Source organism: Intrasporangium mesophilum, assembly GCF_054783095.1.
Genome location: NZ_BAAGRF010000005.1, coordinates 22,407 through 48,449, shown reverse-complemented (window position 1 = coordinate 48,449; position 26,043 = coordinate 22,407). Strand labels below are relative to the sequence as shown.

At 68.4% G+C, this 26,043-nt stretch carries 26 protein-coding genes; 10 read left to right on the top strand and 16 right to left on the bottom strand.

What is annotated here, in order from left to right; all coding sequences use genetic code 11:
• Positions 1-202: 202 nt before the first annotated feature.
• Both ACYVLP_RS05970 and phaZ read left to right on the top strand, forming a co-directional pair.
• A complete protein-coding gene (locus ACYVLP_RS05970) occupies positions 203-1,897 on the top strand; it encodes a PHA/PHB synthase family protein (protein WP_460626424.1) in 1,695 nt (564 codons plus the stop codon).
• Positions 1,894-2,697 carry a poly(3-hydroxyalkanoate) depolymerase gene (gene phaZ / locus ACYVLP_RS05965; RefSeq protein WP_460626423.1) on the top strand — a complete coding sequence of 268 codons (804 nt, stop codon included), beginning with the start codon at positions 1,894-1,896 and terminating at the stop codon, positions 2,695-2,697. The genes ACYVLP_RS05970 and phaZ overlap by 4 nt, the downstream gene beginning before the upstream one ends.
• 36 nt (positions 2,698-2,733) lie before the next feature.
• Here phaZ and dmpG read toward each other — a convergent pair whose 3' ends face one another.
• Genes dmpG through ACYVLP_RS05935 form a run of 6 tightly spaced genes read right to left on the bottom strand, consistent with a single transcriptional unit; the run spans position 2,734 to position 9,256 of the window.
• A complete protein-coding gene (dmpG, locus tag ACYVLP_RS05960; protein WP_460626422.1) occupies positions 2,734-3,741 on the bottom strand; it encodes a 4-hydroxy-2-oxovalerate aldolase in 1,008 nt (335 codons plus the stop codon).
• Positions 3,738-4,772, bottom strand: coding sequence for an acetaldehyde dehydrogenase (acetylating) (locus tag ACYVLP_RS05955; protein ID WP_460626421.1), 1,035 nt, complete (start codon positions 4,770-4,772; stop codon positions 3,738-3,740). Before ACYVLP_RS05955 ends, dmpG begins: the two co-directional genes overlap by 4 nt.
• Positions 4,769-5,614, bottom strand: coding sequence for a 2-keto-4-pentenoate hydratase (locus ACYVLP_RS05950; protein WP_460626420.1), 846 nt, complete (start codon positions 5,612-5,614; stop codon positions 4,769-4,771). The genes ACYVLP_RS05955 and ACYVLP_RS05950 overlap by 4 nt, the downstream gene beginning before the upstream one ends.
• Positions 5,611-7,359, bottom strand: coding sequence for a bifunctional 3-(3-hydroxy-phenyl)propionate/3-hydroxycinnamic acid hydroxylase MhpA (gene mhpA / locus ACYVLP_RS05945; protein WP_460626419.1), 1,749 nt, complete (start codon positions 7,357-7,359; stop codon positions 5,611-5,613). The genes ACYVLP_RS05950 and mhpA overlap by 4 nt, the downstream gene beginning before the upstream one ends.
• Positions 7,356-8,384: a VOC family protein gene (locus ACYVLP_RS05940; RefSeq protein WP_460626418.1), complete on the bottom strand. Its 1,029-nt coding sequence runs from the start codon at positions 8,382-8,384 to the stop codon at positions 7,356-7,358. Before ACYVLP_RS05940 ends, mhpA begins: the two co-directional genes overlap by 4 nt.
• Positions 8,381-9,256, bottom strand: coding sequence for an alpha/beta fold hydrolase (locus ACYVLP_RS05935; RefSeq protein WP_460626417.1), 876 nt, complete (start codon positions 9,254-9,256; stop codon positions 8,381-8,383). The genes ACYVLP_RS05940 and ACYVLP_RS05935 overlap by 4 nt, the downstream gene beginning before the upstream one ends.
• Positions 9,257-9,432: 176 nt before the next feature.
• Between ACYVLP_RS05935 and ACYVLP_RS05930 the strand changes: the two genes are divergently transcribed.
• From ACYVLP_RS05930 to ACYVLP_RS05905, 6 genes are all read left to right on the top strand, one after another.
• Positions 9,433-10,074 (top strand): TetR/AcrR family transcriptional regulator, encoded by a 642-nt coding sequence (locus ACYVLP_RS05930; RefSeq protein WP_460626416.1) that lies wholly within the window; start codon positions 9,433-9,435, stop codon positions 10,072-10,074.
• A 382-nt stretch (positions 10,075-10,456) separates the two neighbouring features.
• A complete protein-coding gene (locus ACYVLP_RS05925) occupies positions 10,457-10,903 on the top strand; it encodes a hypothetical protein (protein ID WP_460626415.1) in 447 nt (148 codons plus the stop codon).
• Between the two features lie 107 nt (positions 10,904-11,010).
• Positions 11,011-11,607 (top strand): HdeD family acid-resistance protein, encoded by a 597-nt coding sequence (locus tag ACYVLP_RS05920; RefSeq protein WP_460626414.1) that lies wholly within the window; start codon positions 11,011-11,013, stop codon positions 11,605-11,607.
• A 142-nt stretch (positions 11,608-11,749) separates the two neighbouring features.
• On the top strand, positions 11,750-12,205 hold the full coding sequence (locus ACYVLP_RS05915; RefSeq protein ID WP_460626413.1) for a DUF1003 domain-containing protein: 456 nt from the start codon (positions 11,750-11,752) through the stop codon (positions 12,203-12,205).
• The gene (locus ACYVLP_RS05910) at positions 12,202-13,146 is read left to right on the top strand and encodes a diacylglycerol/lipid kinase family protein (protein WP_460626412.1); all 945 of its coding nucleotides are present in this window, start codon (positions 12,202-12,204) and stop codon (positions 13,144-13,146) included. Before ACYVLP_RS05915 ends, ACYVLP_RS05910 begins: the two co-directional genes overlap by 4 nt.
• 45 nt (positions 13,147-13,191) lie before the next feature.
• Positions 13,192-13,317, top strand: coding sequence for a hypothetical protein (locus tag ACYVLP_RS05905; protein ID WP_460626411.1), 126 nt, complete (start codon positions 13,192-13,194; stop codon positions 13,315-13,317).
• 183 nt (positions 13,318-13,500) lie between these two features.
• Here the strand turns inward: ACYVLP_RS05905 and ACYVLP_RS05900 are convergent, their stop codons facing one another.
• The 3 genes from ACYVLP_RS05900 to ACYVLP_RS05890 form a co-directional block, all read right to left on the bottom strand.
• On the bottom strand, positions 13,501-13,932 hold the full coding sequence (locus ACYVLP_RS05900) for a hypothetical protein (RefSeq protein ID WP_460626410.1): 432 nt from the start codon (positions 13,930-13,932) through the stop codon (positions 13,501-13,503).
• Positions 13,933-13,986: 54 nt separating this feature from the next.
• Positions 13,987-14,232 (bottom strand): hypothetical protein, encoded by a 246-nt coding sequence (locus tag ACYVLP_RS05895; RefSeq protein WP_460626409.1) that lies wholly within the window; start codon positions 14,230-14,232, stop codon positions 13,987-13,989.
• Positions 14,233-14,342: 110 nt separating this feature from the next.
• Entirely contained in the window at positions 14,343-17,096 is a 2,754-nt protein-coding gene (locus tag ACYVLP_RS05890) for a helix-turn-helix transcriptional regulator (RefSeq protein ID WP_460626408.1), read from the bottom strand.
• A gap of 140 nt (positions 17,097-17,236) precedes the next feature.
• On the opposite strand from ACYVLP_RS05890, the gene ACYVLP_RS05885 reads away from it, so the two are divergent.
• Positions 17,237-18,202 (top strand): MBL fold metallo-hydrolase, encoded by a 966-nt coding sequence (locus ACYVLP_RS05885; protein WP_460626407.1) that lies wholly within the window; start codon positions 17,237-17,239, stop codon positions 18,200-18,202.
• 135 nt (positions 18,203-18,337) lie between these two features.
• On the top strand, positions 18,338-19,021 hold the full coding sequence (locus tag ACYVLP_RS05880; RefSeq protein WP_460626406.1) for a DNA-3-methyladenine glycosylase family protein: 684 nt from the start codon (positions 18,338-18,340) through the stop codon (positions 19,019-19,021).
• Between the two features lie 48 nt (positions 19,022-19,069).
• Here ACYVLP_RS05880 and ACYVLP_RS05875 read toward each other — a convergent pair whose 3' ends face one another.
• The 7 genes from ACYVLP_RS05875 to ACYVLP_RS05845 are packed head-to-tail and all read right to left on the bottom strand — an operon-like array spanning position 19,070 to position 26,024.
• On the bottom strand, positions 19,070-19,990 hold the full coding sequence (locus tag ACYVLP_RS05875; protein ID WP_460626405.1) for a sugar phosphate isomerase/epimerase family protein: 921 nt from the start codon (positions 19,988-19,990) through the stop codon (positions 19,070-19,072).
• Positions 19,991-19,998: 8 nt separating this feature from the next.
• Complete coding sequence (locus ACYVLP_RS05870) at positions 19,999-21,033, bottom strand: Gfo/Idh/MocA family protein (protein ID WP_460626404.1); 1,035 nt, start codon at positions 21,031-21,033, stop codon at positions 19,999-20,001.
• Positions 21,034-21,044: 11 nt separating this feature from the next.
• Positions 21,045-21,974: a sugar phosphate isomerase/epimerase family protein gene (locus ACYVLP_RS05865; RefSeq protein ID WP_460626403.1), complete on the bottom strand. Its 930-nt coding sequence runs from the start codon at positions 21,972-21,974 to the stop codon at positions 21,045-21,047.
• Entirely contained in the window at positions 21,971-22,975 is a 1,005-nt protein-coding gene (locus ACYVLP_RS05860; protein WP_460626402.1) for a Gfo/Idh/MocA family protein, read from the bottom strand. The genes ACYVLP_RS05865 and ACYVLP_RS05860 overlap by 4 nt, the downstream gene beginning before the upstream one ends.
• Before the next feature lie 49 nt (positions 22,976-23,024).
• Positions 23,025-23,804: an SDR family oxidoreductase gene (locus ACYVLP_RS05855; protein ID WP_460626401.1), complete on the bottom strand. Its 780-nt coding sequence runs from the start codon at positions 23,802-23,804 to the stop codon at positions 23,025-23,027.
• Positions 23,801-24,781: an NAD(P)-dependent oxidoreductase gene (locus ACYVLP_RS05850; RefSeq protein WP_460626400.1), complete on the bottom strand. Its 981-nt coding sequence runs from the start codon at positions 24,779-24,781 to the stop codon at positions 23,801-23,803. Before ACYVLP_RS05850 ends, ACYVLP_RS05855 begins: the two co-directional genes overlap by 4 nt.
• On the bottom strand, positions 24,774-26,024 hold the full coding sequence (locus ACYVLP_RS05845) for a Gfo/Idh/MocA family protein (RefSeq protein ID WP_460626399.1): 1,251 nt from the start codon (positions 26,022-26,024) through the stop codon (positions 24,774-24,776). Before ACYVLP_RS05845 ends, ACYVLP_RS05850 begins: the two co-directional genes overlap by 8 nt.
• Positions 26,025-26,043 lie beyond the last annotated feature (19 nt).

Here is a 26,043-nt window from a genome sequence, read left to right as displayed (position 1 = left end):
ATGCCGCCGGCGACGACGCCTTGACGGCCGGCCCAGCTTTCCTGCCCGTCTCCCGCGCCGCGGCTCTCTCCACTCCGGTGCTGCTGTGGTGAAGGTTACTGACGAAATCGTCACTCTAGAAGTATCCTTCAGTCGAGTGGTGGCCCATCGTCGAGCCACGACCCCCGACTGTCGCAACGTGAGACCCCCAGGAGACCCTTCGATGACCACTGCCACCACGACCACCGGGCTCGCGGAAAGCGCCGCGCCCCTCGACGTGCTTCTCGTCGATGCCGCCCTCGGTCCGCTGCACCGCTTCCTCCCGGACATGTCTACGGCGAAGTGGGCGATCTCCCTCGCGTGCAACCCGGAGACCACCGCTCGACGGCTGGGCGAGCTGGGCGCCGAGGCAGGACGGATCCTGACCGGCACCTCCACCGTGGCGCCGCACCGCGGGGACCGCCGGTTCACCGATGTCGCCTGGACCGAGAACCCGTTGCTGAAGCGTCTGGTCCAGCTCTACCTTGCCGGCAGCCACACCGCCGAGCAGCTGGTGGTCGAGGCTGACCTCGCCCCGCGCGACCGCGAGCGCGTGCGGTTCTTCGTGGAGAACGTCGCCGAGGCGGTTGCCCCCAGCAACGTCCCGCTGGTCAACCCGGTCTCGACCAAGGCGGTCATCGACACGGCGGGGCTCAGCCTGGTCCGCGGGGGCAGGCAGCTGGTCAAGGATCTGGCCTCGGCCCCCCGCGTGCCGGAGATGGTCGACGGCAGCGGCTTCGTCCTGGGCGACAACATCGCCGCGACGCCCGGTGCGGTCGTCCTCCGCACCGCGGTGCTGGAGCTGATCCAGTACGCGCCCCAGACCGACGAGGTCTATGACGTGCCGGCGCTGGTGATCCCGCCTACGATCAACAAGTTCTACGCACTGGACCTCGCCCCGGAGCGGAGCCTCGTCGAGTTCGGCGTCCAGCAGGGCAGGCAGATGTTCGTCATCTCCTGGCGCAACCCGGACTCGCGGCACGCCACCTGGGACCTCGACACCTACGTCCGTGCCGTCCTCGACGCCCTGGAGGCCGTGGAGGAGATCACGGGCAGCTCGCGGACGGTCCTTGGCGGTGTCTGCTCCGGCGGCATCCTCGCGAGCATCACCGCGGCCTACCTGAGCGGCATCGGCCGGCAGGACCGGCTGGCCGCGCTCTGCCTGGCCGTGACGGTCATCGACAACCACGACGCCGGGACGATGTCCGCCCTCGCGGACGAGCGGTTGGCGAGCCGGGCCAAGGCGAGGTCGGCGCGTCAGGGGTACCTCGACGGGCGGACGTTGGCCGAGGTCTTCGCGTGGCTCCGGCCGGGCGACCTGATTTGGAACTACTGGGTGAACAACTACCTGCTCGGCAGGCGACCCCCGGCGTTCGACATCCTGTTCTGGAACTCCGACACCACCCGGATGACCGCCGCACTGCACGCCGACTTCGTCGACCTGGCGATGGAGAACTCGCTGACCCGGCCCGGCGCCCTGACCGTCCTCGGCGTGCCGATCGACCTCGGCAGGATCACGGTCGACACCTACGTGGCGGCCGGCATCACCGACCACATCACCCCCTGGGAGAACTGCTACCGCAGCGCCCAGCTCTTCGGCGGCACGACCCGCTTCGTGCTGTCGTCCAGTGGCCACATCGCCGCCCTGGTCAACCCGCCAGGCAACCCCAAGGCGTCCTATCACACGAACGACGACCTGACCTCCGACGCCAAGGTCTGGCTCAAGGGCTCGGACCTCCACCAGGGCACGTGGTGGACCGACCTCGGGCTCTGGCTCGACGAGCGCTCCGGGCAGCTCCGTCGTTCGCCCAAGGAGCTCGGGTCGCACCGACTGGCCGTGCTGGCGGACGCCCCCGGCACGTACGTCTTCGACAAGTGACCCAGCTGCGACGGGTCCGGCTCCTCGGCCACGACGTCCGGGTCGCCGTCCGCCCGGGCACCGCACCCGGTCCGCCGCTGGTGCTCTGCAACGGCATCGGCGCCAGCCTGGACCTGCTCCAGCCGTTCGTCGACCAGGTCGACCCCCGGATCGAGGTCGTCCGCTTCGACGTACCCGGCGTGGGTGGTTCCCCGATGCCGAAGGTGGCGTACAACTTCCCACTGTTGGCGTGCTTCGTCGGGACGCTGCTCGACCGGCTCGGCTACGACCGGTTCGACGCCCTCGGCATCTCCTGGGGTGGCGGCCTGGCCCAGCAGCTGGCGTTCCAGTTCCCACGTCGCTGCCGACGACTGGTGCTGGTCAGCACCGGAACCGGAATGCTCATGGTGCCCGCTCGCTTCAGCGTGCTCCGCACGATGCTCACGCCCCGGCGCTACCGCGACCCGGCATACGCCAAGGCCATCGCGCCCGAGCTGTACGGCGGCCGGATGCGCCAGCAGCCCGGCGAGGTGCGGCATGTGGTGTACGAGCAGGAGCGCCTCGGGCCCGGAGCCGGCTACTACCTCCAGCTCCTTGCCGGCTTCGGCTGGTCCAGCCTCCCGGCCCTGCCACTGATCCGGCAGCCCACCCTGATCCTGGCCGGGAACGACGACCCACTGATTCCGCTGGTCAACGCGCGGATCATGCGTGCGCTGCTGCCCCACGCCTCGCTCCACGTCTTCGACGACGGCCACCTCGGGTTGATGACCGCCGCCGACGAGCTCGGCCCGCTCGTCTCTCGGTTCCTGAGCTCGCAGTGAGGCGAGGGCGCCTCATCTGGTGGCCGACAACTATCGCTATCCCGCTCTGCCGAGGTCGAGCGCGATGTCTACGATCATGTCCTCCTGGCCACCGACCAGGCCCCGGCGACCGGCCTCCTGCAGGATCGATCGCACGTCCACGCCGTACGTCGCCGAGGCCTGCTCGGCGTGCCGCAGGAAGCTGGAGTAGACCCCCGCGTAGCCCAGGGTGAGCGTCTCGCGGTCCACCTGGACCGGTCGGCCGATCAAGGGCCGGACCAGGTCGTCGGCTGCGTCCTGGAGCGCGAAGAGGTCTGCTCCGTGCTCCCAGCCCTGCAGCGTGGCCACCGCGACGAAAGGCTCGATCGGGCAGTTCCCCGCCCCGGCGCCGAGTCCGGCGAGCGACGCGTCCACCCGGGTGACGCCCTCCTCGACCGCGATGACGCTGTTGGCTACGGCGAGAGAAAGGTTCTGGTGGGCGTGGACGCCGATCTCGGTGGCTGGGTCCAGGACGTCGCGATAGGCACGGACCCGGGCGCGCATGCCATCCATCGTCAGCCGCCCTCCCGAGTCGGTGACGTAGACGCAGTGCGCGCCGTAGGACTCCATCAGCCCCGCCTGCCCGGCCAGGGTCTCGGGATCGGTCAGGTGGCTCATCATCAGGAACCCGGAGACGTCCATGCCGAGCTCACGGGCGGTGCCTATGTGCTGAGCGGAGATGTCGGCCTCCGTGCAGTGCGTGGCAATACGCACCGAACGCACGCCCAGGGCGTGCGCCCGCTTCAGGTCGTGGGTTGTGCCGATACCGGGGAGCAGGAGCGTCGTGAGCCGGGCCCTGGTCAGGTTCGCCGCAGCTACCTCGAGCCACTGCCAGTCGGTGTGGCTGCCGGGTCCGTAGCTGAGACTGCCGCCTGCCAGTCCGTCGCCGTGGGCGACCTCAATGGCATCGACCCCGGCGGCGTCGAGTGCCCGCACCATGCGGGCGACGCTTTCGAGCGTGACCCGGTGCCGCAGCGCGTGCATGCCGTCCCGCAGCGTGACGTCCTGGAGGAAGACCCGGGTCATGCCGACACCTCGGCGGCGCGGTTCCGACCATCGACCTGCCCGGTGATCTGCCCGGTGATCTGCCCGGTGATCTGCCCGGTGATCTGCCCGGTCATCTGCTCGCCGATCCGCTCGCCGATCTGCTCAGCGACGCGCACGGCTGCCGACGTCATGATGTCGAGGTTTCCGGCGTAGGCGGGCAGGTAGTGAGCCGCGCCCTCGACCTCGAGGAAGACCGCGATCTGGTGGCTGACTGGGTCCTCGCCCGCGAGCGTGTGCACGGGATCGTCCGGTCGCACCTCGGTGATCTGGACCTCCTGCTTGAGGCGGTAACCCGGTACGTACGCCGCGACGTCCGCCACCATTCGCGACACCGAGTCCCGGATCGCGGCCTGCCGCAGGCCGCCAGGGTCGTGGACGAGGGCGAGCACGGTATCCCGCATCACCATGGGCGGCTCAGCAGGGTTGAGGATGATGATCGCCTTGCCCCTGCGGGAGCCGCCCACCTCTGTGATGGCCTGTGCTGTGGTCTCGGTGAACTCGTCGATGTTCGCGCGGGTACCAGGTCCCGCGGACTTCGAGGCGATGGACGCGACGATCTCGGCGTAGGGAACGTCCACGACGCGCGCAAGCGCGGCGACCACGGGAATCGTTGCCTGGCCGCCGCAGGTCACCATGTTGACGTCGACGGCGTCCAGGTGCCGCTCGATGTTGACCGCCGGCACCACGAACGGCCCGATGGCCGCCGGGGTGAGGTCGACCAGTCGCTTGCCGTACGGCGCGAGCTGGGCGGCGTTCGCGCGGTGGGCCGTCGCAGAGGTGGCGTCGAAGACGATGTCGATCTCGGCGAAGCCCGGCATCGCGATCAGTCCCTGCACCCCCGCATGAGTCGTCGGCACCCCGAGACGGCGGGCTCGTGCCAGGCCGTCGGAGTCGGGGTCGATGCCGACCATCGCCGCCATCTCGAGGGTGTCGGACAAGCGCAGGACCTTGATCATCAGGTCGGTGCCGATGTTGCCGGAGCCGATCACGGCAACCTTGCTGCGTCTCATGCTTGCTCTCCTGGAAAGTCTGCGGTGACGGTGCCGAGCGGCCCGCCATCGATCGTGCATAGCTCAGCCCGGACCTGAGTCCCGGGCCGGACCGGCACCATGGGTCCGAGCGCCCCCGACAACACCAGCTGACCCGCCCTGAGCGGGTCGCCGAGGTCGCGGGCGGTCGCGGCGAGCCAGGTGAGGGCCCACAGCGGGTCGCCGAGACACGCGGTGCCCGTGCCGGTGGAGGCCGCCACGCCATCGACGTACACGGTCACGCTGGTGTCGAGGGGCTCGAAGTCCGCGAGCGTCAGGCGCTGGGCGCCGAGCACGAAGAGCCCACTGGACGCGTTGTCCGCAATGGTGTCGCAGATGGAGATGTCCCAGCCGTCGATGCGGCTGTCGACGATCTCCAGCGCGACCATGGCATGGTCGACAGCCGCTCGCACCGTGGCCGGGCTCACGTCGGTGTCGAGGTCGGCACCGAGGACGAAGGCGATCTCTGCCTCGACCTTGGGCTGCAGGAGTCGGTCCATCGGGACGGGGGTGCCCTCGGCCACCTGCATGTCCTCGAACAGCACGCCGAAGTCGGGCCGGTCCACGCCGAGCTGGGCCTGGACGGCAGCAGAGGTGAGGCCGATCTTGCGGCCGACGGGCCGGGCGCCTGCCGCCAGCCGGGCCTGGGTCAGCTGCAGCTGGACCGCGTATGCCGCATCCACGTCGGCGGTGCCGATGAGGTCGCGCACCGGGGCACAGGCTGTGCGGTCGATGGTGGCGGCTCGGAGCCGGCCGGCGGCCTGCCTGATCTGCTCCTGCCTGATCTGCTCCTGCCTGATCTGCTCCTGGGTGCCCGATGTCATTGGGTGGCTCCTGCCGTGGCTCGGGTGGGCGCGGCGGGCGCCGTGGGTGAGGTGGGAGCGTTGGGCGCGGGCTGCTGCAGGCCCAGCTGGGCAACCAGGGCCCGGGTGAGCTCCTCGGTCTGTCCATTGGAGACGCCGAACAGGTACTTGTCGGGGCGCAGCACCAGCACCGAGCCGTGCTTGGCGCCGGCCCGCCGCTGCCAACCGGTCAAGGCACCGGTGATGTCCTCGAGATCGACCAGGCCCTCTGCGCGCACGCCGTCGCCGGCCTTGCCTTGCGGCCGCTTTCCAGCGGCGTGGAGGGTCGCGAAGGTCGCCTCGACGCGCTGCCAGGTCTCGGCGTTGTCCCTGCCGAGCGCGTGACGGGGGTCGACGCCGATGCCCACCACGGCCCAGCCCGTGCCCAGCGCGTCGTCGAGGCGGACCGGCCGGCCGTCGTAGGTCCGGACCGTTGCCTGCGGCGCGAGCACTCCTTCGACACCTCGGACGCCGCGAGGAAGTCCGAGGTAGGCGCCCTTTGGATACTTCGGCTTGGGCTTCATGCCCATGTTGCGGACGTAGCCGCCCAACCCCGGCGTGCGGAGTGCGGCCCACAGCGCGGCGTCCCTGGCCTTTGCCTTGGCGGGGTGCTTCACCGAGACCAGGCCCTTGTTGAAGACCGAGAAGTCGATCATCGCCTTGGCGTGGGGTGACCGCTCGCCCTGGTAGCTGTCCAGGATCGCGGGGTCGGCGCCATGCCTGAGGATCGCGTGCAGCTTCCACGACAGGTTGTCCGCGTCCCGGATCCCCGCGTTCATGCCTTGTCCGACGAACTGGGGGGTCATGTGCGCCGCGTCCCCGGCCAGCAGCACGCGACCATCGCGCCAGCGGTCTGCGACCAATGCGTTGAAGGTGTAGACGAGCCGGCGAAGCACCACCACGTCGTCGGGGTTGACGTGCCGAGACAGCAGCCGGCGGACCGTGGCCTCGGCCTCGAACTGCTGTGTGTCGTCCCGGTCGGTGAGCGCGAACTCGAACCGGTGTCGCCGGCCCGGTTGGGGGCAGCTGACCGTGGGCCGAACCGGGTCGCAGATGAAGTCGAAGTATGGCCTGTGCCCGAAGGCGTCGACCCCCTCCTTGGCGGCCAGGTCGACGACAAGCCAGCGCTCCGGGAAGCTCTTGCCGGTCATCGTGCTGCCTAGCCGGGCCCGGACCAGGCTGCGGCCGCCGTCGGCGCCCACGAGGTATCGCGCGCGCACAGTCTGTGCCGTCGTCTCGTCAACAATGCTGGCGCCCTCGCCGTACGAGGCGCCGGTGGAGGATGCGTGCACGACGTAGACACCGTCGGCATCCTGGGTGAAGTCGACGAGCTCGCGGGCGCGCCGCACCTCGACGTGGGGGTAGCGGTCAAGCAGGGCCTCCAGCGTGTTCTCCAGCGTCGGCTGGTAGAGGAAGTTCACAACGGGCCAGCCCAGCGTCTGCTTCGTGGGCAGGAACTGGATCATGACCTCGCCGTCCGAGCGCACCCACTGCACAGGGCAGTCGATGTCCATGTCGGCATGCACCTCGTCCGCCACGCCCGCGGTCTGGAAGACCCGCATGGCCTCGTCGTCGGTATAGACGGCACGCGCGTTGCCGTAGAACGCCGGCTCACGCTCGAGGACCAGGACGCTGAGGCCGCGGCGGCCGAGCAAGTGGGCGAGGGTGAGTCCGGTGGGTCCGAGCCCCACCACGACGACGTCGTAGGTCTGGTCGGTGGTGCTCATCCGGGTGCTCCCGTCAGCTCGGGCACGGATACCTCGGCCTGGCGGGCGTTGCGCATGACGTTGGCGAACTGGTTGAGCTTGGTGAGCACGGCCTCGCCGGCCGGGGTGTGGCCCCAGATGCTGATGCCCTTGTACGTTGCGGGTTCCCACGTGGCCTCTCGCTCTGGGCCGACCGTGACCGGATTCCATCCCATCTCGAGCTCGAAGCCGGATGGCGTCACGCAGTAGAAGGACAGCGACCTGTCGTTGGTGTGCTGGCCCACCGACCAGGCCAACTTGAAGCCAAGTTCGCGCACCCGCTGGTGGGCGGAGAGCATGTCGTCGAGCGTGGTTGCCTGGATGTTGACGTGCTGTGCCTTGGTGCGGATTGGGTCGACCTTGAGCTGCTGCACGTTGGCGATCGCGACCGAATGGTGCCGCTCGTTGACGCGCAGGAAGCGGATCTTGAGGCTCATCCCCCCGACGTTCTCGTCGATGTAGTCCGAGAGCCGGGAGTCGAAGATCGTGTTGAAGTAGGCGTGCAGCCCGCGTGGGTCGCGCGTCGTGATGGCCACGTGACCCATCCCGGCATCGCCGGTCACGAAGCCACTGGTGATCATGTGCAGGGGCGTGGCAGTTGTCACGGGCGACGTGAAGATCTCCTGGGTGATGGCCTTGGGGCCGGCGAAGCGCCACAGCCGCTCCACGCCGCGCACGGCCGCCTCCTCCGGGGTGCCCTCCGCGATCGGGACGCCGCGCTCGGTCACGCGCCTGACGATGCGGTCGAACGTCTCGTGGTCGTCGACCTGCCAGCCCATGGCCATCAGGTCCTCGGCCGGCCCACGCTGGATCAGGAACCGGCACTCACGGTCGTCCAGCCGGAACCGCAGCACGTCCTGCGTGAGCTCGTCGACGTGCACGCCGATCGCGTCGGCACCGAACCGCCGCCAGTCCGTGAGGCGTTGGGACTGCACCACCACGTAGCCCAGGTGGACCGACCCGAACACCGAACCGTCGGTGTTGGGCTGCATGAACGTCGTGCTCATCGGGATGCTTCCTTTCCGCCGAGGAAGTCCAGGGCGAGCGAGTTGAACAGGTCGGGGCGCTCCCACTGGACCCAGTGGCCGGTCCGGGCAGCGAGGTAGAGGTCGCAGTTCGGCATGGTGCGGGCGAGCGACAGGGCGCCCGCGGGGCGGTTCACCCTGTCGTCCGCCCCCCAGATGACCAGGGTGGGTGTGTGCAGGTGGCCCAGCCGCCGATCTCGCGTGAAGTCCATCCGCAACAGCGTGCGCAGCGCGGCAGGGGATGGGCGGCGCAGCGGCGGGTCAGCGACCACCTCGGGCTGGATGCTGGCGTCGTAGCGCAGGTCGATGAGCTCGTCGGGCACCGCTGCACCGTCGTACACCAGGTACTCGCGGATGAACGTGGCGAGCTTGTCCCGGCTGGGCCCCTCGCCGCCGTAGTAGCCGAAGAGCGCGTTGAGGCCCTTGGTCGGGAGCGCACGGGTAGTGCGGACCCCGCCCGGACCCATCAGGATCAACCTGTCCACTTTGTCGGGCCGGTCCAACGCCAGCCGAAGGGCGGCGGCGCCACCAAAGGAGTTGCCCACGAGATGGGCTTTCTCGATGCCGAGCTCGTCCAGCAGACCACGGATCGCGAAGGCGAGGTCGCCGAACGGGTCAGTGTGGTCGATGTCTTTCGACGACTGCCCATAACCGGGCATGTCCGGGACGATCACCCGGAACCGACTGGCGAGCACGTCGATGTTGCGGGAGTAGTTCGACGCCCCGGTCGCTCCGGGCCCCCCGCCGTGAAGCAGTACGACCGGATCTCCGCTGCCCGCCTCGGTGACGAACAGGCTCCGGTGACCGAGCTTGAGAACCGACTCGGTGCGTGGGACACGCTCCAGAACTTCCATGTGATACCTCCGACTCACTGATCTGATGAGATCATCAGTAACGACGGAACCCTCTGTCAAGAGTTTCTGATGGAATCATCAGAAGTTGTCCGTCAGCCGCTCCTTGCGATTCTGATGAATCGATCAGATACGATGGCGGCTCCAGGAGTGCTCGAAACGGGATCGGAGGCCCGGTCATGACCGCGCAGGCCACGAGGTCAGCGAACCGCGTCGACCGCCGGAAAGAGCGCACACGCAACGCGCTGGTGAAGGCCGCACGGCAGCTGCTCGCCGAAGGCAGGACCAACGTGAGCATCCAAGAGATCACCGACGCGGCCGATGTCGGCTTCGGCAGCTTCTACAACCACTTCGAGAGCAAGGACGAGCTCTTCGAGGCCGCGGTGACCCAGACGCTCCAGGCCTACGTGGACCTGCGGGACGCGGTGGTGGCGGGCCACGACGACCCGGCGGAGATCTTCACGGTGAGCTTCCGGATGACCGGCCGACTCCAGCAGCAGCATCCCGAGCTGGTGCGCGTGCTGCTCAACACCGGCCCGAGGATCCTCGTCCACGACGCCGGGCTGGCGCCGAGGGCCCGCCAGGACATCGCGGCCGCCAAGGAGGCCGGAAGGTTCGACGTCGACAACGTCGACCTCGCGCTCATGGCCGCCGGTGGCGCGATGCTCGGCCTACTGCAGCTACTGGAGTCCGAGCCCGAGGCAGACGCGGCGGCCCTGACGGACCAGATGACCTTTTCGGTGCTGCGCATGTTCGGGATGACCAAGCGGGAGGCCACCAAGCTCTGCAGCCGCCCGCTTCCGCCCCAGCCCGAGCTCTGACCGGCCTCGAAGGCCCGCCCGAGCCGCCCTGGCGAGTTACTACCGACGCGACGGCCGCAGTCCGTCGTCGCCTCGGGAAGCAGCCGGCCCGGTTCAGACGGTGCAGGCGTGTATCCATCCGGGGACGCCGACGTTTGGCGTGGCTGCCTGCCTCGTCTCGGCAGGACAACCCGGTGGTGGCGCCCCCGGGACCGCGCTCGCCAGGCAGATCTTCGACAGATCTTCGACAGCGCGGCGACAGCTCATCGCCAGGTAGCTGACTGAGGACCTCGTCACATCTGCGCCACCGGATTGACTGCCTGCAGTACTGACGATATCGTCAGTACTGCAGGAATGTTACAGGTGGCCCCCAGGGGGCCGGAATCGAAAGAGGTGGTAACGCATGACGCAGCACACAAACTTCTCCACCCGGCTGGATGATCTGCAGCAGCGGGTCGCGACGGCCAGGTCGACGGTGCAGACGGCCGCGACCGAGTCCGAGACGCAGCTCAAGGAGCGGATCGAGCGGGCTCAGGCCGACCTCGACCAGTCGGTCCAGGACGCACGCGAGGAGGTCTCGCAGGCCGCGGACAGCGCTCGCGCGAAGTGGGCGCAGCTCAAGGCTGATGTTGCGGTCAAGATGAGTGACGTCAAGGCGAATGTCGACAAGCGGACCCGTCACGTGGACGCCAAGGTCGCCGCCAAGGACGCCGACTGGGCAGAGGATGACGCTGCCGAGGCCCTCGACTTCGCCGACTGGGCGGTCGAGAACGCCGAGCTGGCGATCCTCGACGCCATCCACGCCCGCGCCTACGCCGACAACCTCGCCGAAGCCGCAGTCAGCTCGTAGTCCCCGACGAACTGGGTCAGCAATCCCCCGTTCGCCTCATACACCCGTCGCCGCGGGCAGGCACAACAGCGGCCTGCCCGCGCGGCGTCACCCGAAGGAAGTTTGAAATGACCCAAGATCTGAAGCCTGCTGACCCGCTACGCGACCCGCTCCGGGCCGGCGCCCGGGAGGCGTCGACCGCCTGGGGGTGGATCGTGGCCCTGGGCGTCCTATGGATTTGGTTCGGCACGTTCGTGCTCTCATACAAGGTGGGCAGCCTGGTAGCGGTGGCGTCGTTCGCTGGCGTGGCTTTCCTGTTCGGCGGCATCACGCAGCTCGTGGTGGCCAGCCGTGTACCCACGATGCGCTGGCTGTCCATCGTGAGCGGGATCCTCGGCGTGGCCGCCGGCATCCTCACCTTCGTCTGGCCAGCCATCACCCTCTACGTCGTGTCGATCATGGCTGCCTGGTACCTGATCGTCTTTGGCACCGTCCACATCGTCAGCGCGCTGGCCGGCCCCAAGCTGCCGTGGTGGTGGACCGGGCTGCTGCTCGGCATCTCCGAGCTGGTGCTCGGCGTGTGGGCAGCCCGCTCCTGGGAGCGCTCCCTGGTGACGCTGGTGACCCTCGTCGGAGTGTGGGCCATCTGCCGCGGCGTGAACGAGATCTTCGCCGGCTTCAGCCTGCGCCAGGTCGGCAAGGAGGCCGACCGGCTGGTTGTATGACCCCTGCCGAGCGCCCTGATCAGTCAGCCCTGCGCCCGACGCGGAACGGCATACGGACGCGTTGCCGACGCCGTCCCGGACGTCGCCACGGTCTCAGACTTTCCGCGTCGGCGCGCGCGGGGCACCGAGCAAAGGAGTAGAGGTGAGAACCAACCAACCGGAAACGGGCAACCCGGCGCTGCTGCGGCATCTGCGCGAGCGCGGCCAGCACCGGGAGAACCGCGTTGCCGACCAGATCACACGCTTCGCTGGTTCGATGAAGTTCGTGTACATCCATGTCGTCTGGTTCAGCCTGTGGATCGGCCTAGGCGTGGAGGATTATCCTTTCGGACTGCTGACGATGATCGTGTCGCTGGAGGCCATCTTCCTGTCGACATTCGTGATGATCAGCCAGAACCGCGCCGACGAGAAGCGCCAGGTGATCGCGGACGAGGCTTGGCGGACAGTCCAGCAGGAGGAGCAACAGAATGAGAGGCTGCTCCGCCTGTCCACCGAGATCCTCGATCTCACCAAGGAGATCCACGCGGCGAAGGCTTCAGCCACGCTGGGCGCCAGGGAGCACGACCAGGAAAGCCGCGACGAGCTGAGAGCGACATGAACCGTCCACCGCATCCCGCGCCGCGGCTGGCGACGCTGATGAGCCGTGGCTGGCGCCCGGTCGAGCCTCCTCGACGGCCGGTGCTGTTCGTCAACCCCAGGTCTGGTGATGGCGCGGCGACCCGCAAGAAGGTCCTCGAGCGGGCACGTGAGCGCGGAGTCGAAGCAGTGACCCTCCGCTCCGGCGACGACCTGATGACGCGCGTCCTGGAGGTCGTGGCCGACGGAGCTGATGCGCTCGGGATGGCGGGCGGCGATGGGTCGCTCGCAACAGTGGCTGCAGTCGCTGCGGCGCATGGGCTGCCCTTCGTCTGTATCCCAGTCGGGACGCGCAACCACTTTGCCCTCGACCTCGGTGTGGACCGCCAGGACGTGCCCGGGGCCCTTGACGCCTTCACCGAAGGGTTGGAGCGCCTCATCGACGTGGGCGAGGTGAACGGCCGGATCTTCCTGAACAACGTCTCCCTCGGCATCTACGGAGAGGCAGTGCAGCAGGCTGGCTATCGCGACACCAAGGTCCGCACGCTGGCGGAGACGGCGAGCAGGGTGCTTGGTCCCAGTGGGCCAATGCCCGCCCTGCACGTCATCGACGACACGGGACGAGAGCATGCACGACTTGCTGTCCTGCTGGTCTCCAACAATCCGTATGCGTTGAGCGGGCCTGGTCTTGGCACTCGACCCACGCTTGCCGGCGGTCAGCTGGGGATTCTGATCCTCGACACCCCAGAGGAACGGCAACACCCACCGGGCCGGGCCTGGAGCGCTCCTCACCTGGAGGTTCAGGCCTCGGAGACTCTGCATGCCGGCATCGACGGCGAAGCCGTCGAGCTTGTTGCCCCGCTGGCGTTCGCCGTCCGCCCTGCGGCGCTGCGGGTCCGGATCTCCGCGCGCCACCCCGGCGCCTCGCCGGCCGCACGGGTCCCATCCCCACCGTCACGTTAGCCAGCAGCAGCTCCTGGAGAAGTTCGAAGGCAGCCTCAACGGTTCATGGCCGAGCGCGCGAAGGCCACGATCGTGGAGGTCGCGGCCTCACACGTGTCCTTCGTGTCCCAGCCCGAGGCCGCGACCCAGCTGATCCTGCAGGCGGTCGAGGCGACGGGGACGACCGACTGATCAGCGCAGCGTTCGGTCGTCGACCGCGACCAGCGCCGCGGGACGACCTGTCGCGGACACAGCGAGGCTGCCGGGAGGTTCTCGGCAGCCCCACGCTTTGCCTAGCGCCACCCCGCTGACTGTGGGGTGGCGCCGCATCGCTTGATGTGCCTCACCGCGCCTAGCGCCCAGGCTGCGCCCTCGTCAGGACTTGGCGACCGCGGCCAGCTCGTCCGCTCGCGCACGAGCGTCCAAGGCATCGAGCGCGGCGAGCCGCGCGTTCTCCACCGCCCAGCCGGCGTAGTCGATCGCATCGAGCGCATCGGCCTCTGCCCAGTCGGCGTCTGTGCTGGCTGCCGCGGCGTCGATCTCGTCCGCTCTCTTCTCGGCCTTGGCCTGGACCTCGTCCATCTTCTTTCGCGCGTCGGCCTTCATCTGTGCCCACTTGCTCTGGGCGCGGTCCTTGGCCTCGGTAGCGGCCTGTTCAGTGTCCTTGAGCGCGAGGTTGGCGTCGACCTGCGCCTGGTCGATTCGCTGCTTGAGCTTTGCCCGGTCCTCGGCCGCCGCGGCCCGTACGCTCGCGGCGGTGTCCGATGCGCGCTGTTGGAGCTTGTCGAGTTGTTCGTTGAAGTCCATCCCCACTCCTGTTTCGATGTCAGTCTGTCGCGCGGCTGCGAGAGCGCCGCAGCGCTACATGTTGTCCTTGAGATCGATACGGCTCATGCCGAGGACCACGTCACCGGTCACCGCACAAGGCCCGTATGCCACTCGTAAGGTCGACGGCAAGGCCGCCGGCACAAACCACGGTTGCGGCGCCAACCGCGAGCCAAGGCCGAACTGGCTGCCCTGAACGGATGGCCATTGGTGGAAGCCGAGGAGCGTCGTCGCCTCGCCATCAAAGCGGTGAGTCACCACACCGGCCAACGACGGCGTCATACCGGGGCGTCCCCACAGACACCAAGACCGGCCCGCCAGAGAAGAGCGGCCCTATCCAGACTGCCACCGTCCACCTTCCTGCGGAACCCTTGTCGACCGCGAAGAGGTGCCTATGTGATGCGCTTCGCGAGCTGCGCGCGTGACTTCACATCGAGCTTCCAGAAGGCCTTCCGCAGGTGGTACTCAACCGTCTTTGGGCTGATGAACAGTTGAGCCGCGATCTCTCGGTTGGTGTTGCCCTTCGCGACGAGGCGCGAGATCTGCGCCTCCTGCGGCGTGAGCTGGCGGGAGGAGTCGACAGTACGCTTCCGGGCATGCTCGCCGGTCGCGAGCAGCTCGATCCTCGCCCGCTCGGCGAAGGCCTCCATCCCGAAGTCGGAGAACCGCTCGTGCGCGAGGCGCAGCTCCACGCGGGCGTCCGCACGTCGGCGTTCACGCCGCAACCATTCGCCATAAAGGAGGTGGGCACGAGCGAGATCTACCGCGATGCGGGTCCGACCGAGCCGGTCGATCGCCTCGAGGTACAAGGGTTCCGCCGCCGGCCCCTGGGTGAGGAGCGCTTCCGATCGCGATGCGATCCCTACGACCCAGTCGGTGCCGCTTGCCCGAGCGATCGACGCCAGATGACGACGGGCGTCTGCGGCCACCTCGGGCGTTCCCGCCCGGACCGCTGCCTCGATCACCTCGGCCATGATCCACATCGACGGGTTGAGGTCGTGGGCGGCAACGCGTAGAGCGGCTTCGCATGCTTCCTCGTAGCGGCCCAGGCTGTTGTACAGGACCGCCGCGGCCCAATCGAGCACCGAGAGTCCGATGCCTTCGCCGCGCGGTGTCACCTCCGTCCGGGTGCGTTCGATCAGGTACTCGGCCTCGGCCGCGCGCCCGCGGAGTGCAGCAAGTCCCACGCTGGCGTACGGCGCAAGGTCGCTGCCGGTCGTCTCCGTCGCTCGTTGGATCTCCTCGACGAGGGACGCTGCTGCATCTAGTTCGCCGGTGAGGAGATGCAGATAGATGCGCTGCGTAAGAGCAAGAGGCAGATCACCCAACGCTCCAGCCCTGCGGGCGATCATGATGTGTCGCTCCGAGAGCGTCTCCCACATCTCGTCGTCCCACAGCTGGACCGATGCGATCGTTGCGAGCCAGATCCAGCGCATCTGCTCGCTCGCAGATCTGTCGGTGCCGAAGGCTCCGGCGGCGCGCCGGAGGACGGGTACAGCAGCCTCGTAGCTTCCAGTGAGCAACGTGGTGAGGGCGTCGAGCAGGACGTCAGGTCCGCGGGGCTCGCGGGCGGGCGCAGGTGCCGTCCGGGCGGCGTGCGCGATGTCCAGTGCGCTGCCGCCCGGTAGCGCGAGGCGGCCCGCGAACAGGGCCGCTGACAAGGCGTCGAGGTAGGTGTCGCGAGAGAGGGACGGATCGAGGGAGCTCAGGCGCCGGGCCGCTTCGAGGATGAGCAGCGGTGCGTCGCTTCCGTGCGTTGCGACGAACGTGATCTGAGCGCGGAGCAGGTCGGCGCGCGCGCGCTCGAGGCCAGACAGGGGGCCCGTCTGAGCCGCCGCGAGCAGATCGAGCGCGTCGTCGAGAGCGCCTGCCTGAAACATCGTGTGCGCCGCCGCGAGTAAGCGTTCCGCATGCCGGGAGGGATCCGGCGTCAGCGCGGCCGCTCGCTCGAGGAACACCCCGGCGGCAGCGAGTCCGCCCCGTCCTTGGGCGCGGAGGGCTGAACGTTCCAACTCCGCGGCAACATCCTCATCCGGCGCCGCCGCCGCCTGAGCCCGGTGCCATGCCCGGCGATCTGGGTCGATGTCCGGGTCGGTTGCGTCGGCGAGCGCTCGGTGAGTCTCGCGCCGCTCTTTGAGCCCCGATGCGCGATAGGCCGCAGATCGTACAAGCGGATGCCGGAATACGACCCGTGGACCGAACGTCAGCAGACCCTCGGATTCGAGCGCGGTAGCCGTCCCGTCAGGGATGCCGAGGCGTTCAGCGGCACGACGGACCAATGCCGGATCGCCGACCGGGTCGGCCGCCGCCACGAGCAGGAGCCGTCGCGCGTCGTACGGAAGCGCCGCTAGCCGTCGCGTGAAGCTCTCCTCGATACTCGCCGACAGGGGCGCGTTCGCGGGCAGCCCGAAACCGCCAGCAAGCTGGGTCGGCGTCAACCCGCGGGGCAGCTCGAGCAGTGCGAGCGGATTCCCGCCCGTCTCCTCGACGATCCGGTCGAGCACACGCTCGTCCAGCGGCGCCGGCAGGATGGACTCCAGCAGCGACCTCGCGTCGCGGTGTCCCAACGGCTCGACGCGGAGCTCAGGGAGGCGCGTGAGCGCGCCGACCTGCTCGCGCGTCGCGAACACGAGCGCGATCTTCTCCGCCAACAGGCGGCGGGCGACGAACATGAGCGCGCGTGCCGACCCGGCGTCGAGCCACTGCGCGTCGTCGACGACGGCCAGCAGCGGCCCTTCCTCGGAAGCCTCCGACACCAGCCCCAAGACCGCCAGTCCGACAAGGAAGGGGTTCGGCGGTGGTCCCGCGGTCAGGCCGAAGGCGACGCCGAGAGCATCGCCCTGCGGTTTCGGAAGTCGCACCGCCAGCTCGAGGAAGGACGAGCACAGCTGTTGGAGCGCGGCGAAGGGGAGTTCCATCTCCCCTTCCACCCCGCTGGTTCTTGCGACGCGATACCCGTGTCCTGCCTCGATCGCGCACTCGAGCAGTGCGGTCTTGCCAACGCCCGGCTCGCCGTGGACCACCAGGACACCACCGTCGCCCCCGCGCGCGCCCTCGAGCAAACGGTCGAGCACGGCACGCTCGCGTTTTCGTCCGACCAGGTGTGCCCCCGGAGCCCGGACCTGTGACGGCCGTCCGCCCACCATCGTCTGACAGTAGCGCCCGGGGCCGGATCAGGTTCAGGGACTAGGGAGATCCCTGATTCGAGCGCCGATCTCGGCCGCGAAGATCGTCATCGCCGGCGTGGGAAGCCCACGTGATGAAGGCATCGACAGAGGAGAACACGATGAGTACGCAAGGAACTTCAGCCGACGCTATGCCGGACTACGCGCCGATCCCCCAGTCGTCATTCGGGCCGGCCGTCAACGACCAGGGCTACTACGTCGGGCGCGTCGAGCGGAACCTCTACTGGGTCACAGATGGCGTATATCAGGCCGCCTTCCTGACCACCCAGGACGGCGTCGTCCTCTTCGATGCACCGCCGAGCATCGGGCACAACCTCCAGCGAGCGATCGACGAGATCGCGCGAGCCAACGGCGTGAGCAACAGGGTGACCCACCTGATCCACACACACCACCACGCGGACCATGGCGGCGCGTCCTCGCTCTTCGGAAAGGACGTCGTCCGGATCGGGCACGAGGAGACCCGGCGGCTCCTGCTCCGGGACGACGACCCGGCCCGACCCGCACCGGAGGAGACCTTCAGCGATCGCCGGACCTTCGAGATCGGTGGCGAAAGGTTCGAGCTCTCCTGGCACGGCCCGAACCACACGCCCGACAACAGCCTCGTCCACTTCCCCGACCACGACGCGCTGATGATGGTCGACATCGTCAATGCGGGTTGGGTGCCGGTCTACGTCGTCAACCTGTCCGACGACATCCCGGGCTACCTGCACATGCCGGCCGCAGCGTTGACGTACCCGTGGAAGACGCTTGTCAGTGGCCACCTGGGTCGGCTCGGCACGCGCGAGGACGTCACCCTGCACCAGCAGTACATGGCCGACCTCGAGGCCAGCGCCAGGACCGCCCTCGACACCGTCGATCCGACGCCCTACTTCCAGCGGGGCGGCGCGAACGTGTGGGCCAGCGTCAAGGGCTACCTCGACGCGGTCGGCGATGCAACGGCCGCCCCGGTCATCGACAAGTACACCGGAGTGCTCGGAGCCGCGGACGTGTTCACGCCCGAGGTTGCGTTCTGGCTGATGGAGTCCATCCGGCTCAACCACGGCTACGGCTTGCAGGTGCACCCATGAACGGCGCCATCGCCTCATACACTCGGCGCTATCCGAGAAGCTGGTCGCCGGCACCTCCGCTCGAGGTGATGGAATCGATCGGGCTTAACCTCGGTCATGGCTCGCAGGTCCGTTCGTGAGACGGAGGAGGGTTCGTTGAACGTCGCCCAGGACGACTCAGGGAAGACCGCCCCGCGCCGAAGGCGGGCCGCCGCGGCGGATCGCGAGGCGACCGCGTACCTCCGGCGCGCCGACCCGGTCCTCGCGGGGCTGATCGACGCGCGACCGGACTTCCGTCCGCGCGCGTGGATGGACGAGCTTCCCACGCTCGACGCGTTCGGGACGCTGATCTTCCAGGTGGCCGGCCAGCAGCTCTCCGTGAAGGCGACCCGAACGATCCTCTCTCGCCTGGAGGCCCACTTCGGAGGGCGTCTCCCGTCGCCCGCAGAGCTGCTCGAGACGGATCCCCAGGTGATCCGCGACAGCGGACTGTCGTTCCGTAAGGGCGCAACGATCCGCGCCCTCGCTGAACGCTTCGTCGACGGACGCCTCAGCGACGAAGCCTTCGCGCGCATGACCGACGACGAGGTCGAGACGACGTTGACGGAAGTCCCCGGGATCGGTCCCTGGACGGCGCACGGGTTCCTGCTCGTCGCGCTCGACCGGCCCGACGTCTTCCTGCCAGGGGACGTCGCGCTACGGCGCGCGATCCAGCGAGCCTACGGATTCGACCACGTGCCGTCGGAGGACGAGCTGACGGAGATCACCGATCGCTGGCGACCGTACCGGAGCCTCGCGGTGAGCTACCTGTTCGCGTCCGAGTACGACGGAGGTCGGTGACGGACGCGCGCTCGGCCATGAACGGTCGTTGCCGCACTTTGTCCCCGGTCAGCCTCGCCGTCGTGCGCTGTCACGCGTCGGGGTTGCGGCTGCATCTCGACGCGCTTGCTCCAGGATACGGCGGGCGCTGTCGGCGGCCCTTCGGAGCGCGTCGTTGACCGGCTGGGATCGGTGCTCGACGGACAGGATCTCGACGCCCCACGGTCCGTTCCACCCCGCGGTACGCAGCGCCGTGATCATGGCAGACAGGTTGAACGACCCCTCGCCGCAGTAGCGCCGTCGATGGACCGTGTCTTCAAAGAGGGTCCCCACAACCTGCTCGTCGGCGTCGTTCAGCTCGACGCCGATGATGCGGTGCAGCGGCACGGCTTCGAGTTCGTCGACGGGCGTGCGCGCGCGGGCGATATGCCAGGTGTCGATCACCACGCCCCCGGCATCGTGTCCGGCGTCTTCGACGAGCTGCAGGCCGTCCCGCAATGTCTTGACGTTCGACCACGGAAAGAACTCGATCCCTAGCCGTGCCCCGACATCGTGTGCCTGGGTCGCGAGCTCGGCGAACCTCTCTGCCCAGCGCGCGCGGTCCCATGGCTCGTCCTCACCATCGGGTGTGACCTTGATGTGCCGAGCGCCGAGTGCTTCCGCCGCCTCCAGCAGGCCATGCCTGATCCGGTCAGACTCTTCGTGCCGGGGGCCGTCATCCCACCAGTACGGGATTCCCTCGAGCTCGAGGTGCACGATCCCGTTGTCGGCGAGCATGGCCCGGATTCCGGTCATTCGGTATTCCGCGACGGCGCCGGGCAGATCATCAGACAGCAGGCCGAAGCCTCGGAAGCCGGCCGACGAGGCGGCCTCGATCCGCTCGCGGAGGGGCAGCGGACTGCGCAGGTCCGATCGGTCGGATGCGGCGTCCCCTGCGCTGCTCCAGCAGGTGGCCAGTAGTTCGTCCGCGACCTGTTGGTCCCTGTGCATGCTCGGGCCTACTCTCGTCTATCGTCGTGGATCGCGTCCGTGAGCTGCGGCTGTCTCGGTCGCGGTGACATTCCGACGGCCTCATAACACTGGTCGACCAAGCGCATGGTCTTCACGGCGTCGGCAGCGTCGGTGGGAGCGGGTATGCCGGTGCGTATCGCCGTGGTGAAGGCCTCCAGCTGGTAGGTGTACGAGGACCGCCTGCCGAGCCGTTCCGTGCGAGTGCCGTCACGGGTGGTGACGATGAGCCGGTCGTCCTCGTGCGGGTTGACGAAGTCAGTGATGACCGCTTCACCGGCGGTGCCGATCAGGCGATGGCTCATCTGGTGGTGGTCGCTGGCCATGTTGCACCCAGCGGTGCCGGTGGCGCCGCTCGGGAACTGCAGCGTTGCGGTGACCCATTCGTCGACACCAGGGTGGCCGGCCCGTTCGCCGCCCGTTGCTGAGACGAGGGTGGGTTCTCCGCCTGCGAACGGGGCCAGGATCCGCATCGTGTGCAGGCTGTAACATCCGAGGTCCATGAGGGCGCCCCCGCTGAGCTCCAGTGACCATCGGGGATCGGTGGAGGCGGGCGCGGGCATGTCCATCACGGTCTCGACGTGCCGCAGGTCGCCCAGCTCCCCGTTGGCGAGGATGGCGTGGAGCCTTGCGACGAGCGGGTGCCAGAGATAGTGGAATCCCTCGAAGAACTGCCGATCCGTTCCCCTCACATAGGCAGCGACTTCCTCGGCCTCGGTCGCATTGCTGGCCGAGGGCTTCTCGGTGAACACATGCTTTCCCGCTGCCAGGGCGGCCAGGTTCCACGGCCCGTGCAGGCCGTTTGGCAGCGGGTTGTACACGGCCTCTACGTCGGGATCGTTGATGACGTCCAGGTAGGACTCGTGGACCTTGCGAATATCGTGTGCATTCGCGAATGCCCTGGCGCGGCCGGGATCCCGAGCAGCCACGGCGATCAGTTCGGTGCCGGTGATCTTCGCCGGCTTGACGAGGGCCAAGTCGGTGATTCGGGCAGCTCCGAGGATGCCCAACCTCAGTGGCTCCATGTCCGTGTGGCTCACGTCGATGCCGCCGGCGCTGTGGTGAGTATGCCGCGAACGAACTCGGCACTGATCCGCACGTCGCGGCCGGGGCCTTCATCCCGAGGTTCCTCGGTGAGGATGGTGTCCTGTTCGAGGGTGTACCACCCCTGGTAGCCGTTGCCTTGAAGGGTGTTGACGATTGATGCGATGTCGACGTCTCCGGTGCCCAGCGGCCGGTACATGCCCTGGACCACGGCTTCGGTGTAGGTGAGGCGCCCGCCGCGGACCTTCTCCGCGATCGTGTTGTCGACATCCTTGAGGTGCGTGTGGGCGACGCGCTCCGGCGCTTGACGGGTGAGCTCAGCCGGATCGGTCCCCCCGATCAGCAGGTGACCGGTGTCCAGGCACAGTGCGATGGACGACCCGTCGAGGACCCGTTGGACCTCGGGACCGGACTCGACCATGGTCCCGACGTGCGGGTGGAGCACTGCACGCACACCATGTTCGGACGCCAGCCGCGCGATGCGGTCAAGGTTGTCCAGCAGTCGCTTCCAGCCCGCGTCGTCAAGGATCGGTCTGCTGTCGTATCCGTCGAGTCCCGAAACAGCGGAGAGCACAAGCACCTCTGCGTGGGTGGCGTCATAGCCTGTGAGGATCCGGTTGATCTCAGGCAGCGGGTCATGACCGGCACGGTGCATGAGGACCGGGGTGAAGCCCCCGACCGCGGTCAGGTTGTGGGTGTCGAGCACGGCGGCCATCTGTTGTGGGTCGGCCGGGAGGAACCCGTCCGGGCCGAGCTCGGTCGCCGCGAGTCCGACATCCTGCATGTCGGCGAGGACCCGTTCCGGAGTGAGCTGGTGACCCCAGTTGGGAACCTCGCAGACGCCCCAGGAGATGGGGGCTCCGGCGATCCGGAGGGTGGCGTCGGCCGCGTGGTCGTTCGCGTGCAGGCTGGGAGTAGTCATGACGGTCGGACCTCGTCGATCTGCACCGGGCGGTGCTGTTGGAGGGAAAGGGTGGCGGCCTCGGCGATGTAGGCAACGGCCAGGGCATCGTCGACGGTGCACGGTGATTTCCGTTGCCCGGCAACGACTTCGGTGAAGGCCTGGAGCTCGGCTCGAAATGCGCTGGTGAGCCGGTCCATGAAGAAGGTGGCCGGCGGCCCTGACGGCCACGTCGCTCCCGGCTCGAGGTTGCGCAGGGGGGTGGTGTCGCTCCAGCCGGCCGCGACGCTGTCGTTGGTGCCGTGCAGCTCCAGTCGAACGTCGTACCCGCGTGGGTTGTACCGCGTGTTCGACACGATGGCTGTGGCGCCGTCGTCGAAGGTGAGCACAGTGGCAGCGGTGGCGACGTCGCGAAACTCGGCGAAGAAGTCGGCACCCTTGGCGCTGCCGGTTGAATACACCTCGACGACCTCCCGGCCGGTGACCCACCGGACGGTGTCGAAGTCATGGACGCTGCAGTCCCGGAAGATCCCGCCGGATACCTCGATGTATCCACGTGGCGCGGGTGCGGGATCGAGGGTGGTCGACCGTACCGTGTGAACCCAGCCCAGCTCCCCAGTCTCCACCGCGGCTCGGGCTGCGCTGAACGCCGGGTCGAACCTGCGCGGGTAGCCGACCTGCACCGGTATCCCGCTGTCGGTGACGTACCGGGCGATGGACACGGCCTCGGCGAGGTCGCCGGACACGGGCTTTTCGCAGAACACCGGAATTCCGGCGTCGATGCCGGACCTGATCAGCTGGGTGTGGGCGTTGGTGGCTGCCGCGATGACGATGGCGTCGACGCCACTGCTGATGAGGCTCTCAGGGGAGTCAGCCACGTCCGCCCCGACCCGCTCCGCGACGGACTTGGTGACAGCGGGAACGGTGTCGGTGACAACGAGAGAGTCGACCGCGGGAAGCCGGCACAGGGTGTCGGCATGGAACGAGCCGATTCTTCCGAGACCGATCAGGCCAAGGCGCATGATTCTCTCCTCGATACGGGTTGGGGGCACTGGATGGCGAGGCGTTCGGTCAACCGAGACCGCCGATCACGTTCTGGTCCCAGTCGATCACCGAACCGGTGACCACCCCGCTGCGGTCGGAGAGCAGGAAGACCACGAAGTCGGCGATCTCGTCGACCTGGCCGAGTTTGCCCATCGGCAGCCGTGCCGCGGCCTGCTTCTCCCAGTCCGCGCCGGCACCGTGCGCCTGTTGCTGCGTGAGGCTCTCTCCGTCGGTAGCCGACCATCCGATGTTGAGGCCGTTGATCCTGATCCGGTCCCAGCGGTGGGCGTGTGCGGCGTTCTTTGTCAGGCCAGCGAGTCCCGCCTTCGCGGCAACATACGGGGCGAGGAACGCCTGGCCGCCGTGGGAGTCAATGGACAGGATGTTGACGATGGTGCCCGGTTCGCCTCGGTTCCTCATGTCGGCGATCGCTGCCTGCAGGAGGAAGAACGGCCCGCGCAGGTTCACTGCGATGTGCTGGTCGAACAGCTCGGGCGTGGTGTCCAGGATGGTGCCGCGAGTCGTCAGACCGGCCGCGTTGACCAGGCAGTCGATCCGGCCATGCTGCTCGATGGTCGCCGCGACCGCTGCCTGTGCCTGGGGCACGTCGCTGATGTCGGTGCGCACGAAAGCCGCGTCGACGCCGGCATCCTTGAGCTCGGTGGCAACCGCCTCGCCGTTGTCGGCGTTGCGGCCGGCAACCACCAGGGTCGCGCCCTCCCGGGCGGCGACTCGGGCGATCCCTGCGCCGAGGCCCTGCGTGCCGCCACTGATGAGGAGCACCTTGTCTTTGAGGAGATCCTTCATCTGGGCTCCCAAGCCTGGGTCGTCAGAGGTGCCGCCTGTTCCCACCCGGGGTTGGCCACCGCGGCCGGTCCAACGCCGGTGAGCACATCGAGCACACCCTGGGCAGCGTCGAGAAAGGTGGTCGCGCTGGCCTGGCGGCTCATCCCCATGACGTGGGGTGTGAGCACGACGTCGGGGTGATCGAACAGCGGGTGATGATCCGGAGGCTCCGGGTCGAAGACATCGAGCCCGACGCCGGAAAGCCGGCCGTCCAGCAGCGCCGCGTGCACCGCATCCAGGTCGGTGAGTCCCCCTCGCCCGCAGTTGATCAGCACCGCTCCTGGTTTGACGTGGCGCAGAAGCTCGGCCCCGACGAGGTGACGGGTGGAGTGCAGCAGCGGGAGGTGCAGGGTGATCACGTCGCTGCGACTGACCAGGTCTTCGAGGTCCGCGCAGCGGACATCGGCGGGAGGCTCGCTGAGAGGGTCGTAGGCCAGAACTGACATGCCCAGCGCGCTGCCGAGGGCCGCGGCGCGCTGTCCGATGCGGCCGAAGCCGACGACCCCGAGGACCGACCCGGCGAGGTCGCCGACCGAGATGGTGCCGCGAGCCGCCCACTGCCCGGATCTGACCAGGCTGGTGAGCCGCCCGAAGCGCTTCACGAGGTGCAGCGCCATGCCGATGGCACCTTCGGCGACGGCGGTGGCCCCCGCGCCGGGCGTGATCACCACGGCGATCCCACGCGCCGTGGCAGCGTCGAGGTCCACCCGTTCGACGCCCACTCCGGTCCGGGCCACGACCCGCAGCCGGGGCGTTAGGCCTAGGAGCGCGCCGTCGACCAGGGCATCCGCCCGGACGATGGCACCCTGGGCCTGCGCCAGGTCCGCCTCCGTCGGCTCCGGAACGAAACGGCAGTGCCCGTCGAGGATCGGATTCACCTGGTCCGGGTCGACGGGTCCGAGGCCCACCACCACCGGCAGGTCCGAGACCCTAGGCATGGCTGGCCACTCGGTGCCCGCTGTGACCGAAGGTCGCCCCCCGAACCTGCGGGACCTGGCGCCACTGCCCGTCGGCCGCTGAGGCCGCCGCGGCTGCGATGACCTCTGCGTCCGCGAGAGCTTCCTCGATGGTGGAGTTCCGCTGCTCTCCCCCGGTGACGGCGACGAGGAACTTCTTGGCCTCGACCACCTTGAGGTCGTCGTAGCCCAGGCTGTTGCCCGGGCCGGGCTGGAACGCGGCGTAGTCGCCCTGGGAGGAGTTGCCCAGAATGGTGGTGTAGCCCTGGCTGGGGCCGGTGCGGCCCAGCGCCAGCCTGAGCTCGTTCATCTGCTCGAAGTTCCAGGATGCGGAGCCCTCGGTGCCGTAGACCTCGAAACTCAGCCCGCACTGTGGGCCGACAATGACCCTGGACGCCTCCAGAGTGCCGACCGCGCCCGCGCCCGGCGAGTCAGCAGAGAACCGGACGAGAGCGGCTGCGTAGTCGTCGTTCTCCACGTCACCGAGCTCACCGCCCTCGATCACCGCGAAATGGGTGGCCTGGCCCATCGGCAGAATGGGTCGCCGCTGGTGCACGGTGGAGAGCAGCGCGCTGACGTCGGTGATGGGGCCGACAACATACTGCATCAGGTCGACCACGTGGCTGAGCAGGTCTCCGAGCGCCCCGCTCCCCGCGAGGTCTCGCTTGAAACGCCAGGACAGGGCACCGTTGGGTTCTGATGCGTAGCCATTGAAGAAGACCGCGCGGACATTGGTGATGCGCCCCAGCTCGCCGTTGCTGATCAGCTCGCGGATGCGTTCCACCGCGGGTGCATGCCGGTAGTTGTAGCCGATTGATGTCGCAACACCCGCCGCGGCGGCTGCGGCAGCGACTGCGGCCGTGTCGACTGCATCGCGCCCCACGGGCTTCTCGATCCAGAACGGCTTGCCGGCCTCCGCTGCGGCGATGCCGATCTCCCGGTGCAGCAGGTTCGGCGCGCAGATCGAGACGACGTCGACCTCCGGATCTGCGAGTACGTCGCGGTAGTCGGTGCTTGCTCGGAGGTATCCAAGGACGTCCCGGGCGTAGTCGGCACGGTCGGGTGCGGTGTCCGCGGCATGGACCGGCCGGGGACGGATCTTCAGCTCCGGGTACACGACCGGAATGGCCTGGTAGGCCCGGCTGTGCAGCTTGCCCATCCAGCCGACGCTGATCAGCCCCACGCCCAGCTCGGTGATGCCCTTGTCGGTGATGCGTCCAACCATGACGATGTCGCTTTCTGAA

What these genes read in the sequence shown, in the direction of transcription:
- ACYVLP_RS05970 (WP_460626424.1), top strand. Translation starts at nt 203, where the DNA reads ATGACCACTGCCACCACGACCACCGGGCTCGCGGAAAGCGCCGCGCCC.
- dmpG (WP_460626422.1), bottom strand. Translation starts at nt 3,741, where the DNA reads ATGACCCGGGTCTTCCTCCAGGACGTCACGCTGCGGGACGGCATGCAC.
- ACYVLP_RS05955 (WP_460626421.1), bottom strand. Translation starts at nt 4,772, where the DNA reads ATGAGACGCAGCAAGGTTGCCGTGATCGGCTCCGGCAACATCGGCACC.
- ACYVLP_RS05950 (WP_460626420.1), bottom strand. Translation starts at nt 5,614, where the DNA reads ATGACATCGGGCACCCAGGAGCAGATCAGGCAGGAGCAGATCAGGCAG.
- mhpA (WP_460626419.1), bottom strand. Translation starts at nt 7,359, where the DNA reads ATGAGCACCACCGACCAGACCTACGACGTCGTCGTGGTGGGGCTCGGA.
- ACYVLP_RS05940 (WP_460626418.1), bottom strand. Translation starts at nt 8,384, where the DNA reads ATGAGCACGACGTTCATGCAGCCCAACACCGACGGTTCGGTGTTCGGG.
- ACYVLP_RS05935 (WP_460626417.1), bottom strand. Translation starts at nt 9,256, where the DNA reads ATGGAAGTTCTGGAGCGTGTCCCACGCACCGAGTCGGTTCTCAAGCTC.
- ACYVLP_RS05930 (WP_460626416.1), top strand. Translation starts at nt 9,433, where the DNA reads ATGACCGCGCAGGCCACGAGGTCAGCGAACCGCGTCGACCGCCGGAAA.
- ACYVLP_RS05925 (WP_460626415.1), top strand. Translation starts at nt 10,457, where the DNA reads ATGACGCAGCACACAAACTTCTCCACCCGGCTGGATGATCTGCAGCAG.
- ACYVLP_RS05920 (WP_460626414.1), top strand. Translation starts at nt 11,011, where the DNA reads ATGACCCAAGATCTGAAGCCTGCTGACCCGCTACGCGACCCGCTCCGG.
- ACYVLP_RS05910 (WP_460626412.1), top strand. Translation starts at nt 12,202, where the DNA reads ATGAACCGTCCACCGCATCCCGCGCCGCGGCTGGCGACGCTGATGAGC.
- ACYVLP_RS05905 (WP_460626411.1), top strand. Translation starts at nt 13,192, where the DNA reads ATGGCCGAGCGCGCGAAGGCCACGATCGTGGAGGTCGCGGCCTCACAC.
- ACYVLP_RS05900 (WP_460626410.1), bottom strand. Translation starts at nt 13,932, where the DNA reads ATGGACTTCAACGAACAACTCGACAAGCTCCAACAGCGCGCATCGGAC.
- ACYVLP_RS05895 (WP_460626409.1), bottom strand. Translation starts at nt 14,232, where the DNA reads ATGACGCCGTCGTTGGCCGGTGTGGTGACTCACCGCTTTGATGGCGAG.
- ACYVLP_RS05890 (WP_460626408.1), bottom strand. Translation starts at nt 17,096, where the DNA reads ATGGTGGGCGGACGGCCGTCACAGGTCCGGGCTCCGGGGGCACACCTG.
- ACYVLP_RS05885 (WP_460626407.1), top strand. Translation starts at nt 17,237, where the DNA reads ATGAGTACGCAAGGAACTTCAGCCGACGCTATGCCGGACTACGCGCCG.
- ACYVLP_RS05875 (WP_460626405.1), bottom strand. Translation starts at nt 19,990, where the DNA reads ATGCACAGGGACCAACAGGTCGCGGACGAACTACTGGCCACCTGCTGG.
- ACYVLP_RS05870 (WP_460626404.1), bottom strand. Translation starts at nt 21,033, where the DNA reads ATGGAGCCACTGAGGTTGGGCATCCTCGGAGCTGCCCGAATCACCGAC.
- ACYVLP_RS05865 (WP_460626403.1), bottom strand. Translation starts at nt 21,974, where the DNA reads ATGACTACTCCCAGCCTGCACGCGAACGACCACGCGGCCGACGCCACC.
- ACYVLP_RS05860 (WP_460626402.1), bottom strand. Translation starts at nt 22,975, where the DNA reads ATGCGCCTTGGCCTGATCGGTCTCGGAAGAATCGGCTCGTTCCATGCC.
- ACYVLP_RS05855 (WP_460626401.1), bottom strand. Translation starts at nt 23,804, where the DNA reads ATGAAGGATCTCCTCAAAGACAAGGTGCTCCTCATCAGTGGCGGCACG.
- ACYVLP_RS05850 (WP_460626400.1), bottom strand. Translation starts at nt 24,781, where the DNA reads ATGCCTAGGGTCTCGGACCTGCCGGTGGTGGTGGGCCTCGGACCCGTC.
- ACYVLP_RS05845 (WP_460626399.1), bottom strand. Translation starts at nt 26,024, where the DNA reads ATGGTTGGACGCATCACCGACAAGGGCATCACCGAGCTGGGCGTGGGG.